Source organism: Streptomyces sp. yr375 (assembly GCF_900110755.1).
In the GTDB taxonomy this organism is placed as follows: domain Bacteria; phylum Actinomycetota; class Actinomycetes; order Streptomycetales; family Streptomycetaceae; genus Streptomyces.
Map to the genome: position 1 here is coordinate 1 of NZ_FOFF01000010.1, position 13,795 is coordinate 13,795.

Here is a 13,795-nt window from a genome sequence, read left to right on the forward strand (position 1 = left end):
GCCGTACCGTCGGGCAGCGCCCGGTCCAGGACCGCGTGCGGATAGGCGTACTCCGCGACACCCAACTCGGCACCGTCCCGGACGCGGACCACCACAGCCCGCCCGGACAGCGTCCCGAAGTCGACCCCGATGACGCAGGGTTCCGGATTCCCGGGTGCCTCATGCTCGGCGTTCACAATCAGCCTCCTCTCAACGTTCGATATATCGATCATCGTTCGATCTTCTGACAATACTGCTGGGCCACCGCCATCCAGTGCAAGGATAGGCGGCATCTGGCCAACGTCCTAGCTCTGGTTCCTGCCGAAATAGCGGGCGCGTGCCCGGTCGAGCAGGATCGCGTCGGCCGCGACGCCCTCGATACGGCCCGCACCCTGACGATCGCCGCGAACGGGCGGGGTCGTACGGCTGCGGTCCGCTCGGGAACCGCGACCCGCGCGTGCCGGCCGGGTCGCGGCGCGGCTCGACGGACGAACCGGCAGGTGGCAGGCCCGGCCGTCGGCGAGTGGGAGTCAGCAGTCACGCCCCGTTCCGGACACGGCGGCAAGGGCGGCGGCGGTGGATGCCCGCCGGTGAGTCGGGGCTTGGTGCGCCGCCGGCGGGAAACCGTGGCCGCGACGGACCTGTCACCGACCGCGGCGAGCGCGCCGTCCGGCGCGTTGCTTCGTGGACTGTGCGACCGGAGCGGTGATGACGGCGCGGCCGTTCGGCATACGGCGCGTCGGGGGCAACGGTCGACGATGAGTACGGGTGGTTGCGGGTGGTTACGGGTGGTTACGGGTGGTGGGGACGACGCGGCGTCAGCGTCCCGCTGCCGAGTGATGAGGTGAGCTCGCTAACCGAAAAAAAACGGGTCATTTCATGTTTCCTCCGTACCGGATGGGCGATGGAGCGGCCACGGCGGGCGTCGGGTGCGGACCGGCCGGGGCGTGCGGCCGGCACGTCGATCAGGTGCGGGGCGGGGCCGCCGAGGCGCGCACCACCAGACTGGGCGGGATGACGACGTGCGGCGTCTCGGCAGGCGCCGGGAGCGCCGAGTCGGGACCGCCGATGTGCTCGATCAGCGCACGAAGGGCGCGTCGGCCGAGCTCGTCGAAGTCCTGGCGGACGGTGGTCAGCGGCGGGCCGAAGTACTCCGCCTCGGGGATGTCGTCGAAGCCGATGATGCTGATGTCCTCGGGCACCCGGCGCCCGGCCTGCTGCAGGGCCCGCAACAGGCCGAGGGCCATGTGGTCGTTGGCACAGAACACGGCGGTGACGTCGGGATGCGCGGCGATCCGCTGCCCGCACTCGTATCCGGTGCGGGCCGTCCAGTCGCCGCCGGCCAGCGGCTCGACGCTGGGCGCGCCCCGATTCTCCAGGGCGCGCCGCCACCCCGCTTCACGCTCCTGCGCGTCGAGCCAGGAACGCGGCCCGACCAGGTGGTGCACCGTGCGATGACCGAGGTCCAGCAGGTGGGAGGTGGCCTGCTCGGCACCCGTTTCGTTGTCCACGGCGACCGAGGTCAGCGCGGTGTGGGTGCCGCAGCCGACCGCGACCAAGGCCACGTCCGCCGGCGCGTTCGCCAGCGCCGCGACGGCGGTGGTCTGGGGGGCCACCACGATGATTCCCTCGACGCCCTGGCTCCGGAGCCGGTCCACGGCGTCCAGTACCGAGCGCCGGTCGAGCACCTCGAGAGCGTTCACCGTGACGAAGTACTCGTACTGCCTGGCCGCCCGCTCGATGCCGTAGAGCATCGAAGCCGGGCCGTAGAGCGTGGTGTTGAAGCCGACCACACCCAGGGTGCGGGTGCGGCGGGTCGCCAGGTTGCGGGCGGTGGCGTTGGGGCGGTAGCCGAGTTCACGGACGGCGGCGAGCACCCGGTCCCGGGTGGCGGGCCGCACGTTCGGATGATCGTTGAGTACCCGCGAGACGGTCTGGTGCGAGACACCCGCGATGCGCGCCACATCCGCCATCACCGGCGCGCGGTCCCCGTCCATGCTTCACCTCTTGTGATGTGCCGTCACGTTTCGCAGGTCGGGTGCGCGCTCCGAGGGAAGCCTGCGCGCCGCGGAGAATTGTTAGCGCACACATTTGCCGGGGTCAAGGCTCGCTCAGCCGCGTTGGCCGAACCCTTGCTCAACGGCGCTGCCGAGGGCGGGGCGGGGCCTCCGACGCAAGAAGCCGTCAGCGGGCATCCGCCGAACATCCGTGCCCCCGCACGCCGCGCGCCGCGCGCCGCAGGAAGCGGAGCGAGCCGATCCCTTTCCATAGTCTTGACTGTCCCGCAGCGTTGACCGTCCCGTCACCTCGGCGTAAAAAGACAGGGCTACGAGAGCGGGCGATCACCGCGACTGCACCGGAACGGCGTATCCAGGGCGTCGCGTTTGACGACCCGTCGCCGTTTTGGCGGTGACGCACTCGCACTCGGCCGCGGCGCTCGAACAGAGCAGTCCGTCGGCGCGCATACCGGATTCCCCTGAAGCTCTGGATGAGCGGCGTCATCCGAGCGCCGAAATGTTAGCGCTAACAATCGCCTGCCGAGCCGTACGAGGTCGCACCTGACGCCGACTCCGTCGCGCGGCGGCCGATCCCGGGGTGCGCGCATCACCGCGTACCGCACAACCCCTCCCCTGCTCCCTGCGCATGCGGCGCCGGGTCCCAGAAGATGCGAGACGGAAGAGGTTCACAGTGATACGTCGACACCTGAGAGGGCTCCTGCTGTCAGCGGGCGCGGTCCTCACCCTGCTCGCCGGTCTCCTGGCCGGGGTGGTCGGAACCGCGGGCACGGCCCAGGCCGCTTCGTCCCTGCCGTGCGACATCTACGCCTCCGCCGGGACGCCGTGCGCCGCAGCTCACAGCACCACACGAGCGCTCTACGCCTCCTACAACGGCTCTCTCTACCAGGTCAAGCGCGCCTCGGACGCCGCGACCACCGACATCGGCCTGCTCGCCGCCGGCGGCTACGCCAACGCCGCCACGCAGGACTCCTTCTGTTCCGGCACGACCTGCATCATCACCAAGATCTACGACCAGAGCCCGAACCACAACGACCTGACCATCGAAGGGCCCGGCGGCAACGGCGGACAGGATGTCGGCGCGATCGCGAACGCCCTGCCGGTCACGGTCGGCGGCCACAAGGCGTACGGCATCTTCGTGTCCGCCGGCGTCGGCTACCGCAACAACAGCACCACGGGCATCGCCACCGGCAGCTCCCCGGAGGGCGCCTACATGGTGACCAGCGGCCACCACGTGAACAACCGGTGCTGCTTCGACTACGGCAACGCCGAGACGAACAGCCTCGACACCGGCAACGGCCACATGGACGCGATCAACTTCGGCACGGAGTGCTGGTTCACGTGCTCCGGATCCGGCCCCTGGGTCGAGGCGGACCTGGAGAACGGGCTGTTCTTCGGACAGAACGGCGCCTACTCGGCCAACACCGGCATCTCCAGTGAGTACGTCACCGCCATGGAGAAGAACAACGGCACGTCGACCTACGCGATCAAGGGCGGCAACGCGCAGTCGGGCTCGCTGACCACCTGGTACGACGGAGCCCTTCCGAACCTGGGCGGCTACACCCCCATGCACCTGGAGGGCGCCATCGTCCTCGGCACCGGTGGTGACGACAGCAACGGATCCGACGGCTCCTTCTACGAAGGCGTCATGACCTCCGGCTACCCGACCAACGCCGCCGACAACGCCGTGCAGGCCAACATCACCTCCGTCGGCTACACGACCCCGGCCGTCACCTTCCCCGTCGCCGGCACCGCCTACCGCCTGACCAACGTCAACAGCGGCAAGGTCCTGGACGCGGTGAACTGCGGGACGGCCAACGGCACCGCGATCGACCAGTGGTCCTCGCTCGGCAACTCCTGCCAGCAGTGGAAGTTCACCAGCGCGGGCAACGGCCACTACACCATCACCAACGTCAACAGCGGCACCGTTCTCGACTCCGTGAACTGCGGACAGAACAACGGCACGTCCCTGAACCTGTGGGCCTCGCTGGGCAATCTCTGCCAGGAGTGGGACGTCACCCCGGTCGGCAGCCACTACACCATCACCAACGTCAACAGCGGCATCGCGATAGACGTGAAAAACTGCGGAACCGCCAACGGGACCGTGGTCCGCCAGTGGCAGCAGCTCGACAACGCCTGCCAGCAGTGGGACATCGCCCCCTGACCGAAGCGACGGTGACCGTGGTGGCCTGCCGACCTCACATCGGCGGGCCACCTCGGGTTCGAATCCTGCCGGGGGCACAGCAGGGCAACATGATCACGTCGAAGTGTCTGTACTGGCCGAAATGAAGCACATTAGGGTTCAGGGGTGTCTCATCAGCCCGAAGAGCCCCGGCGGGTTCCTCTCGACCGCTTCTTGGGTCACCCGGGTCACCCGGGTCACCCGGAGAGAGGCAGCGGCTCCCTGTTCCCTTGCGCCGAGCGCACGATGGGGGCGCACGCCGGGTCGATGAGCGCCCAGCGAGAAGGGCCGGCTCGGGGGAGGTTTCTCCCGAGTCGGCCCTTGTTCTTGCTCTGCTACGCGCTCAGTTGCATTCGGTCCCGGCGGGGCGGTCCTTCTTGCGGAACGTCATCATGGGCTTGCCGTCGCTCTTGAGCTCGTCGGCGGTGCCGTCGATGTAGTTTCCGTAGGAGTAGATCCGGTCGTAGCCGCGGTCGCGCCAGGTGGTGACGTCGACCACGTCTCCGCGCTTCCCGGTCGGGTTCCATGTGTAGGAATCGACCTTGAAGACCGGATTCACGCGTACGACGCGCTTCATGGGGCTGGCCTCGATCCACGCGGTCTTCTGTGCGCCGATCTCGATCACATCGTTGTTGGCGACGCTCACCGAATTCTCGATGGCCCAGGAATAGCTGTACGACGCCTCGGCGGAAACGCCGAACCACGAGTTGATGTCGGCCTCGACGGTGGTGGAACCGCCCACGGTGTGCGAGTACGACTTCGAGGTCGAGTATTCGCGGGACAGTTCCAGGCTGTAACCGCTGTCCGTGCAGTTGGTGCGGGTCTCACTGATGGGCCGCCAGGCGTCCCGGTAGGTCCAACTGGAGGCCACGGGGTATTCGCAGTGCCCCTCGAAGCGCTCCCACCCGGGCTGCAGGGTCCACTTGCGGTGGTCCTTGTGCCACACGGGCCCCTTACGCCACGACGAGTGGTCGCGGAGCTCGCCCGTCGTGACGTTGACGTACCAGTCCTGGTAACGCGTGTCACCGCGGGTGCCGCACACCCGGGACATCATCTCGTCGGTGTTCCAGGACTCCTGGCCCCGGATGTTGACGGCGCCGTTGGGGCCGGCGGCCTGAGCGGGCTGTGCCAGCAAGACGCTCGCGGCCGCGCTCAGCAGGGCCGTACCCACAGCAGCCGCCCGGCGGACGCGGAAGTGGGACCGTGATGTGTTCTCCGTCACTCGACATTCACCTTTCTTTGCAGCCATGGCTGCTTTTATGCGCCCACCGGCATCCCAAGTGGCGCATTCGGCGTCGGCGGCAGAATCCGAAAGGCGCCGCGTAACCGTCGGTGATCAATATCGATTTCCTGTGCGTTCCTGTCAAACGCTCAGATCAAACGCGCCCAATCAGGCAGAAACGGTCGCGCACGGTTCACATTTTCCGTTCGAAGGGGGCAGCGAGGTGGTGCTTTTCTCCGACCGCTACCAGGAGAGATGACGAGGCGTCACCTTGGCGCTACCTTCCGGTGCCCGGCTGAACTCAACGTCCAAAGCAAAGGGAATATCCGGAGGAAAATCGGGCAATACAGGGTCCGCTGTTACAGTCCTGGGACACTCGCACGACGTCGTCGCCCGCACGGATTGTCCAGGTTGACTGCCGATTCGCCGAGTTGCGTGGAGCGGCTCAGGGCAGGCTCCGGAGGGTTTCCCCGGGCCTGGCCCCGAGCCTGCTAACCGCCGCCGTCCCCTCCCGTAGACCTCGCGCCCGGTGCCGGCTGCGGATGCAGTAGGCGGGCCAGTAGGTCGTCCAGGGTGACCAGGCCGGTGAGGCGGCCCGTGTCGTCTCGGACTACGGCGAGGGTGGCTCGGCGGCGGCGGAGGTGTTCGATGGCCTCGCCGACGGTGTCGTGGGTGGTCAGTTCGGGTACCGGGCGGGCGAGGTCGCGGGCGGTGACCGCGCGGCCTCGGGCGCGGGCGACCAGGGCGTCGCGGGTGTGGACGGAGCCGACGACCGTGTCCGTGTCGGCGTCGCGCACCAGCAGGCGGCTGTGGTCGTGGGCGGTCGCGAGGGCGAGGATCTCGGCGACGTCGGCCTGCGCGGGGACGGAGTTGATCTGCTCGGCGGGCAGTTGCAGGTCGCCCACCGGCGTCTGGGGCTCGGTCAGCGAGTTGGTGATCAGCTCGGAGTCGTCCTTGCTGATCAGCCCGAGCCGCTCGGACTCCTCGACGAGGTGGGTGAGTTGCTCGCGGTTGTGGACGGAGGCCAGCTCGTCGCGCGGGGTGACCCGGCACAGCCGTACCAGGGCGTTGCTGATGGTGTTGAGGACGCTGAGCAGCGGACGTACGACCTTGACGGCCGCGCGGAAGGGCGGCGAGAGCAGCATCGCCGAGCGTTCGGGGTGGGCGATGGCCCAGGACTTGGGGGCCATCTCGCCGACGACCATGTGCAGGAACACGACCGCGATCATCGCGACGGCGAACGCGACGCCGTAGCTGACCGCGCTGGGCAGGCCCAGGTCGTGCAGCAGCGGGTCGAGCTCGTGGGAGATCGCGGGCTTGGACACCGAGCCGAGGCCCAGCGTGCACACGGTGATGCCGAGCTGCGCGCCGGCCAGCATCAGCGACAGCTCGCGCATCCCGGCCAGGGCCGCGCCCGCGCCGCGCTGTCCCTCGGCCGCCGCCTTCTCGATGCGGTGCCGTTTGGCGGCGACGAGCGCGAACTCGGCGGCGACGAAGAACCCGCTGCCGATCAGCAGCGCGGCGGTGACGAAGAGCGCCGTCGGGAAGCTCACGACCGCTCACCTCCCAGGAGTGCGATGCGCACCCGGTCCGGTACGTGCCGGTCCAGGGTGCGTACGTCGATCAGCGCGCGGTCGCCGCCGGGCAGGTCGACGGTGAGGCGGTCGCCGATGGTCGGGAAGCGGCCCAGCCGGTCGACGATCAGGCCGGCCACGGTGTCGTAGTCGTCCTCCTCGGGCAGGACGACGCCGGTGGTGCCGGCGACCTCGTCGAGCCGTCGGCCGGCGTCGACCAGCCAGCCGTCGCCGTCCGCGACCGCGATCTCGGTGACGCGGTCGGTCTCGTCGGCGATGTCGCCGACCAGTTCCTCGGCGATGTCCTCGTAGGTGACGATGCCGGCGACGCCGCCGTGCTCGTCCAGGACGACCGCGAACTCGTCGCCCCGGAAGCGCATCTGCTCCACCGCGTCGGGCAGCGGGAGGGTGTCGGGCAGGAGGAGCGGGGTGCGGGCGGCGGCACCGGCGGTGGTGTCCGTGAAGCGGTCGGCGGGCAGCGCGGTCAGCTCGCGCACGCCGAGGACGCCGGTGACGTCGTCGGGGTGGTCGCCGAGGACGGGGTAGTTGGAGTGGCCGTGCTTGGCGATCAGCTCGACGGCCTCGGCGAGGCTGGCGTCCTTGCGGACGAAGACGGCGTCGGCACGCGGCACCATCACCTCGTCCAGCGTGCGTTCGGAGAACTCCAGGGCGTGGTCGAGGAGTTGGGCGGTGCCCTTGGGAAGCTGGCCCTGTTCGTGGGACTCGCCGATGAGATGGCCGAGTTCCTCGAGGGTGGCTCCGTGGTGCAGTTCCTCGACGGGCTCGATGCCGATGCGGCGCAGCAGCCGGTTCGCCGCGCCGTCGAAGACGTGCACGACCGGCCCGACGATCTTCAGATACGCGAGGGTGGAGGCGGCCAGGGACTTCGCGAGGCGCTCGGGCACGGCGATGGCGAGGTTCTTCGGGGCCAGCTCGCCGATCACCATCTGGACGACGGTGGCGAGCACGAACGCGAGCACGACGGAGATCCCGGAGACGGCCCCGTCGGGCAGGCCGATGCCGGACAGGACGGGCCTGAGCAGCGCGGACACCGACGGCTCGGCGATGAAGCCGACGACCAGACCGGTGACGGTGATGCCGAGCTGCGCGCCCGACAGCATGAACGACAGCCGCTCCAGCACGGTCAGCGCGCGGGCCGCCCTCCGGTCGCCCGCCTCGGCCTCACGGGCGAGGGCGAGCCGGTCGGCGGACACGTACGCGAACTCCTGGGCGACGAAGTATCCGGTGCCCAGGGTCAGGAGCAGGACGGCCAACAGGCCGAGTACGGCACTCGTCATCGGACACCACCCCGCCGCGTGCCGTGCGTGCCGTCCTCGCCTTGCTCAGGCGGGGACTGGCAGGGTGGTCGGGGACTGTGCCCCGGGGAGTCCGTCGATCTGGCGGACACAGGGTGGCTCCTTCACTAGAACGTTCGCCTTGGCAACGATTCTGACGGCATCCGTGTTCCCGGGCACGCCGGGGTTCACGTCACGGTTCATGACGCGGTTCACGTCAGGCTTTCCCCCGGCTCACAGGGGTGTGGCCGCGTGCAGGATGACGAGCATGGTGACGGCGGAGTTCGCCGACGACATCGCCGACACGGCCGTCCCCGCGGCCGCGCCCCAGACCGCGAGGCCCACGGTGGTGAACACCGGCGGCAGGCGAAGCACCACCGGCGCGGGACCGAGCAGGGCCGTCACCCGGCGCGGCACGGGCCCCGGCGCGGCGAAGTTGGCGAATGCGGGTTCGGGCGGTGTGCCGTGGGAGAGGAGGGCGGCCCTGCCGATCGCGCGGGCCACGGTACGGCGGCTGCCGACGGCCTGGGCCGCGTCCTCGTCCGCCCAGCGCTCGGCCGTGTAGGTGACGGCCGTACGCAGCGGCCACAGGAACGGGTTGGCCCGCGCGGCCAGCCGGACGGCGAGCAGGTGCCGGTGGTGGCGGGCCGTGAGGTGCGCCCGCTCATGCGCGAACAGCGCCCGGCGCTCGGCGGGTTGGAGACGGTCCAGCAGGGCGGCGCTCACCACGATCCGGTCGCGTCTGCCGCTGTCGCCGGGCAGGGCGTACGCGTACGGGGTCCCGTCGGGCAGGACCGCGACCTCGGTGCCGGGCAGCCCGGCGAGCGCCCGGTGGGCGCGGCGGCGGACCCGGCGGTGCCGCCAGAGGGTCCGGCCGCAGACCACGGCCACCGCGCACAGCGCGGGGATGGCGGCCCGGCCGGCGATCCCGTCGTACGGGACGGCCGCCCGCACCTCGGGGTCCGACCAGCCGTCGGGCAGCGGGTTGCCGGGGAGCTGTGCGGTGCCGACGACCATCAGCAGCCCCAGGCACACCGTGCTGCACACCGCCATCACCGCGGCCACGCCGGTCAGCAGCCGGGTCGCGGTGCGCGGGTGCAGATGCTGCTCGGCGAGACGGGCGACCGGCCACGCGGTGAGCGGCAGGACCAGCGGCAGAAAGACGAAGACCCCCATGAGCCGTCAGTCTTCGCCGTCGTGGTCGGCGTCGTGGTCGGCGTCGAGCGGGCCTTCGGTGCCGGGCGGGCCCAGCAGTTCGCGCAGCAGCCGTTCGTCGTCGGGGCCGAGGCCGGTGACGAAGCTGGCCAGTACGGCTTCCCGGTTGTGTTCGGCGTCCAGCACCCTGCGCATCCGGTGGGCGGCCAGCCCCGCCTCGTCCGACGCGGGCAGCCACGCGAACGACCGTCCGCCGCGTTCGCGGGTGACCGCGCCCTTGGCGAGCAGCCGGGTCAGGATCGTGATCACCGTCGTATAGGCGAGGTCGCCGCCGAGGCGCTCCTGCACCCACCCGGCCGTGGCCGGTCCGTCCGCCTCCCGCAGCGCCGACAGGACCAGCACCTCCAGCTCGCCCTGCCCCCGCCGCCGGGGGCGCTGCCGGTGATCCGTCACGCCCTGTCCCCTCTCTCCGCTTCCGCTCTCCGCCGCCGCCCGTTCTCCCGGTCGGCCATCGTATCCCCTCTACAGTGCTGTAGATTCAACCCGCGACACCTGCTACACCCGTGACACCCGCACCGAGCAAGGAGGAGTACGTGGCCGGCCCGCCCCGCCTCCGTCCGGAGGACCGCGCGGACTTCGAGGCGGTACTGCGTCTGGCGACGAACACCGTGGACGCCGGTACGGCCGTCCGGGTGCGCGCCCGGGCGTTCGACGCCGCCGACGAGATCACGGCGGCGGCCGGCGAGGAGTACGCCGCCTACCTCGCCGTACGGTCGGCCGCCGGGCGCGGCACGCTGCTGCCGGCGCTCGCCGTGCTCACGCCGATCCTGGCCGCCGTATCCGCCGCGGCCCTGCTGCCACTCGGCTACGGCCTCCAACTCGCCGACGTGCAGGGCACGTTGCCCGCCTCGCTGGTGACCGCGGGACTGCTGCTCGCGGCCATCGCGGCGGTCAGCGCCGTCGTCGCCCTCGCGGCCCTGCTGCGGACGGCGGTCAGCGAGCGGGGCGGTCCGCCGAGCGCCGCGCGGGTGGCGGAGGCCCGGCTGTCCTGGCAACACGCCCTGCTCGCCCGGGGGATGGTGCCCCACGTGACACGCTGCGTCCACGAGAGCCCGAGAGAACCCGAAGAACCCGACGGATCCACCGACACCCCAAGGACGGGACCCACATGTTCGGAATAAGCGAGCTGGCCATCATCCTCGTCGTCGTCATCGCCGTCCTCGCGGCGAAGAGGCTCCCTGAACTGGCCCGTTCGGCAGGCAAGTCGGCCCGCATCCTCAAGGCGGAGGCCCGCGCGGCGAAGGACGACGACACGGGAACGGGTACCGACACCGGCACCGGTACCGGCCGGGTCTAGGCTGGCCCCGATGAACGGACCCGAGCAGCAGCGCCTCGCGTCACCGCCCGTGCGGCGGTGGCGGGCGTTGCTCGTACTCGGGCTGCTGGCCGGGCTGTTGGGCATGCACGCGCTGGCTCCCACCGGTGCCGTTCACGAACACGCCGGGCCGCAGCACATGCGGATGACGGCATCCAGCGCCGTCGCGGTCAGCATCGCCTCGGCCAGTACTGACGGAGGCTGCCCCGGCGGCGACGGGCACTGCGGTGGCGGCGGTCACCTCCATCACGCCGACCCGACCTGCGTGGCCGCCGCGGTGAGCGGCGCACCGGCTCAACCCGCCCTGGTTCCCGACCCGGTGGCCGTCCCGGCGCGCGCCGACGCCGTCCGCTCGTACGCGATCGCGGCCCCGGACGGCGCACGCGCGCCACCCTCTCTGGCGGAACTCCAGCTCCTGCGGATCTAGAAACCGCGCCGCACCGCGTCCCCGGCACGACGACACGGTGCGCCTCGGCACGTCCGGAACATCCGAATGTTCCCGGACGCTTCGGATCCCCCTCTCAGAGCATCCACCAGCACAGCAGGAGTTCCAGCATGCGCAACACCCGTACTCTGACCCGTCGCGCCGTTCTCGCGGCCGTGTCCGTCACCACCGCGCTCACCCTCACCGCCTGCGGCAACGACAGCGGTGACGGCGGCAGCGGCCACGCCTCCGCGTCGTCGTCGTCGGCAGCGAGCGCCGACGCCACGGCCGCCGCGCACAACGCCCAGGACATGGCCTTCGCGCAGGGCATGATCCCGCACCACCAGCAGGCCCTGGAGATGGCGAAGCTCGCCGCCGACCGGGCCTCGTCCGCCCAGGTGAAGGACCTCGCCTCGCGCATCGAGAAGGCGCAGGACCCGGAGATCAAGACGATGACCGGCTGGCTGACGTCCTGGGGCGAGGAGTCGATGCCCGGCATGGACCACTCCGGCGGTTCCGCGATGCCCGGCATGATGGACGGCTCGGACATGGGCGAACTGGAGAAGGCGTCCGGCAAGGACTTCGACACCATGTTCCTGACCATGATGATCGAGCACCACAAGGGTGCCGTGGCCATGGCGACCACCGAGAAGGCCAAGGGCGAGTACGGCCCCGCCACCTCCCTGGCCGACGCCATCATCACCGCCCAGACCACCGAGATCACCGAGATGAACAAGCTCCTCGGCAAGAACTGACCGCCCCGGTGGGCGAGGCCGGTGCCGGTGCCGGTGTCCGTACCGGTACCGGCCTCACCACCACTGATCGTGCGGGCGCACCCACGGCCCCCGCCACTAGGCTTCCACCATGGGGAGAACCGCAGGTGAACAGATGGGGGTCGTGACCGCGTTGGTGCGGTCGGCGTTCCTCGTGGACGCCGTGTACGCCGAGTCGAGCCGGGCCTACGGCATCACCCCGCAGCAGGGCCAACTGCTGTGCGTGCTGATGCCGCAGCCGTACGGCATGAGCGAGCTCGGCGAGATGCTCGGGCTCTCCAAGTCGAGCCTGACCGGGCTCGTCGACCGGACCGTCCAGCGCGGTCTGGTGCGGCGCGAGCCCGATCCCCGGGACGGGCGGGCGGTACGCGTCGGACTCACCGAGGAGGGCGACCGGCTCGCGCACGAGTTCTACGACGAGACGTGCCGCCGCGTCGAGAACCTGCCGTCGGGCCTGAACGCGAACGAGCGCGACCGGCTGGCCGCGCTCCTCGCCCGCGTCGTCGTCGACAACAAGGTCCCCGAGGTCTTCACCGACCCCGACGCCTGACCCCCGACACCTGACCGGCTGCGGTCGGTCCATGGGCGGCCGCGGTCGGCCCGTGGGCGGCCGTCCGCCCTTCCGGGCCGGTTCGCGCGGCGAGTGCCAACGCCGTGGTCACCGTGATGGACGCGACCGCCATCACCGTCATCGCCGTTGCGGGCGAGGTGAGTTGGGCGATCGTGCCGGCCAGGGCCGCGCTCACGCCCTGCATGGTGAGCATCCCGGCCGAGTGCAACCCCAGGGCGTGGCCGCTGAGTTCGGGCGGGGTCAGGGCCATCAGCCGCTCCTGCTGGACCAGGCTCGCGCCGAAGCCGACGGAGGCGAGGCCGGCGCAGAGCGCGGCGAGCGGGAGTGCGGGGTGCAGGGCGAAGAAGGCGTAGGGGGTGGCCAGGAGCAGGAGCAGCGGGGTGGCCGTGCGGGGGCGCAGGGCCGGTGGGAGGAGCCGGCCGACGGTCACGTCCCCGGCCAGCATGCCCAGCGCCGCGCACGCGAACAGGGTGCCCGCCGCGCCGGGGTCGTAGGACACGAAGAGCGCCTCGCAGCCGACGACGAGACCGTTGGGCAGCCACAGGCCCAGGTAGGTGAGGCGGCGGGGCCGCAAGGACCACAGGACGGCGTTCGTGCGCCGGGTCGCGGCGGCCGACGGCCGGCCGGAGACACGCGGCGCACGGCCGGTCAGCCCGAGCCCGGCGACGGCGGCGGCGCTCGCGTAGAGCAGCGCGGCGAGGAGGAGCACGGGCCGAGGGGAGAGCGCGGTCACCAGGGCACCGCCGGTCGCGTACCCGGTGATCTGCATGAGTCCGCTCATGATGCTGAACAGCGAACGCCCGGGCAGGTAGCCGTCCTTGCTGAGGATCTCGTTCAGCAGCCCCCAGCGGACACCGCCGCCGAGTGACGAGATCAGCCCCTGGACGAGCACGACGGCGAAGACCCCCCACACCGGCAGCCCGGGCAGCGCCAGGACGCCCGCCGCGACGGCGAAGGCGAGGGAGATCCCGGCCAGCGTCGCTCTCGGGGGCAGCCGGTCGGCCCCGGAGAGCAGGAAGGTCGCGCCCACCACCTGGGCGAGCGACGGGCCGAACATGCTCACCGCCGACAGCAACGGGGAGTCGGTGGCCCGGTAGACGAGCGTGCCGAGGGCGAGCCCGCTCACCGTCTGGGCGGCGGTGAGGGCGGCGGAGGAGAGGAAGAGGGGCGTGAACTCGGGGACGCGGAAGAGCTGTCGGTATGGGTAGCCGGTCATGTGCGGAGTGTGGA

General features: G+C 70.9%; 13 protein-coding genes and 1 pseudogene. 6 read left to right on the forward strand and 8 right to left on the reverse strand.

Annotated features, from left to right (window positions below):
* Positions 1-212 (reverse strand): annotated as a pseudogene (locus BMZ82_RS41760) (hypothetical protein); the annotation flags it as partial.
* A gap of 732 nt (positions 213-944) precedes the next feature.
* Complete coding sequence (locus tag BMZ82_RS13000) at positions 945-1,976, reverse strand: LacI family DNA-binding transcriptional regulator (protein WP_256251884.1); 1,032 nt, start codon at positions 1,974-1,976, stop codon at positions 945-947.
* 646 nt (positions 1,977-2,622) lie between these two features.
* Between BMZ82_RS13000 and BMZ82_RS13005 the strand changes: the two genes are divergently transcribed.
* Positions 2,623-4,158, forward strand: a complete 1,536-nt coding sequence (locus BMZ82_RS13005) for an arabinofuranosidase catalytic domain-containing protein (protein WP_093775066.1) — start codon at positions 2,623-2,625, stop codon at positions 4,156-4,158.
* Between the two features lie 361 nt (positions 4,159-4,519).
* On the opposite strand, the gene BMZ82_RS13010 is transcribed toward BMZ82_RS13005, so the two are convergent.
* The 5 genes from BMZ82_RS13010 to BMZ82_RS13030 all read right to left on the reverse strand — a co-directional run bounded on the left by BMZ82_RS13010 (position 4,520) and on the right by BMZ82_RS13030 (position 9,875).
* The gene (locus BMZ82_RS13010) at positions 4,520-5,398 is read right to left on the reverse strand and encodes a hypothetical protein (protein ID WP_143098851.1); all 879 of its coding nucleotides are present in this window, start codon (positions 5,396-5,398) and stop codon (positions 4,520-4,522) included.
* A 491-nt stretch (positions 5,399-5,889) separates the two neighbouring features.
* Positions 5,890-6,951 carry a hemolysin family protein gene (locus tag BMZ82_RS13015; protein WP_093775070.1) on the reverse strand — a complete coding sequence of 354 codons (1,062 nt, stop codon included), beginning with the start codon at positions 6,949-6,951 and terminating at the stop codon, positions 5,890-5,892.
* Entirely contained in the window at positions 6,948-8,270 is a 1,323-nt protein-coding gene (locus BMZ82_RS13020; protein ID WP_093775072.1) for a hemolysin family protein, read from the reverse strand. The genes BMZ82_RS13015 and BMZ82_RS13020 overlap by 4 nt, the downstream gene beginning before the upstream one ends.
* Positions 8,271-8,501: 231 nt before the next feature.
* A complete protein-coding gene (locus tag BMZ82_RS13025; RefSeq protein ID WP_093775074.1) occupies positions 8,502-9,443 on the reverse strand; it encodes a M56 family metallopeptidase in 942 nt (313 codons plus the stop codon).
* Between the two features lie 6 nt (positions 9,444-9,449).
* The gene (locus tag BMZ82_RS13030) at positions 9,450-9,875 is read right to left on the reverse strand and encodes a BlaI/MecI/CopY family transcriptional regulator (RefSeq protein ID WP_093775076.1); all 426 of its coding nucleotides are present in this window, start codon (positions 9,873-9,875) and stop codon (positions 9,450-9,452) included.
* A gap of 110 nt (positions 9,876-9,985) precedes the next feature.
* Between BMZ82_RS13030 and BMZ82_RS13035 the strand changes: the two genes are divergently transcribed.
* The 5 genes from BMZ82_RS13035 (at position 9,986) to BMZ82_RS13055 (ending at position 12,544) form a co-directional block, all read left to right on the forward strand.
* On the forward strand, positions 9,986-10,603 hold the full coding sequence (locus tag BMZ82_RS13035) for a hypothetical protein (protein WP_177244475.1): 618 nt from the start codon (positions 9,986-9,988) through the stop codon (positions 10,601-10,603).
* Positions 10,591-10,779 carry a twin-arginine translocase TatA/TatE family subunit gene (locus BMZ82_RS13040; protein ID WP_093775078.1) on the forward strand — a complete coding sequence of 63 codons (189 nt, stop codon included), beginning with the start codon at positions 10,591-10,593 and terminating at the stop codon, positions 10,777-10,779. The genes BMZ82_RS13035 and BMZ82_RS13040 overlap by 13 nt, the downstream gene beginning before the upstream one ends.
* A 10-nt stretch (positions 10,780-10,789) precedes the next feature.
* Positions 10,790-11,224 (forward strand): DUF6153 family protein, encoded by a 435-nt coding sequence (locus BMZ82_RS13045; RefSeq protein WP_177244476.1) that lies wholly within the window; start codon positions 10,790-10,792, stop codon positions 11,222-11,224.
* 128 nt (positions 11,225-11,352) lie between these two features.
* The gene (locus BMZ82_RS13050) at positions 11,353-11,976 is read left to right on the forward strand and encodes a DUF305 domain-containing protein (RefSeq protein ID WP_093775080.1); all 624 of its coding nucleotides are present in this window, start codon (positions 11,353-11,355) and stop codon (positions 11,974-11,976) included.
* Positions 11,977-12,109: 133 nt separating this feature from the next.
* Positions 12,110-12,544 (forward strand): MarR family winged helix-turn-helix transcriptional regulator, encoded by a 435-nt coding sequence (locus tag BMZ82_RS13055; RefSeq protein WP_093775082.1) that lies wholly within the window; start codon positions 12,110-12,112, stop codon positions 12,542-12,544.
* Here the strand turns inward: BMZ82_RS13055 and BMZ82_RS13060 are convergent.
* The gene (locus BMZ82_RS13060; protein WP_256251886.1) at positions 12,525-13,781 is read right to left on the reverse strand and encodes an MFS transporter; all 1,257 of its coding nucleotides are present in this window, start codon (positions 13,779-13,781) and stop codon (positions 12,525-12,527) included. The genes BMZ82_RS13055 and BMZ82_RS13060 overlap by 20 nt on opposite strands.
* Positions 13,782-13,795: the final 14 nt, after the last annotated feature.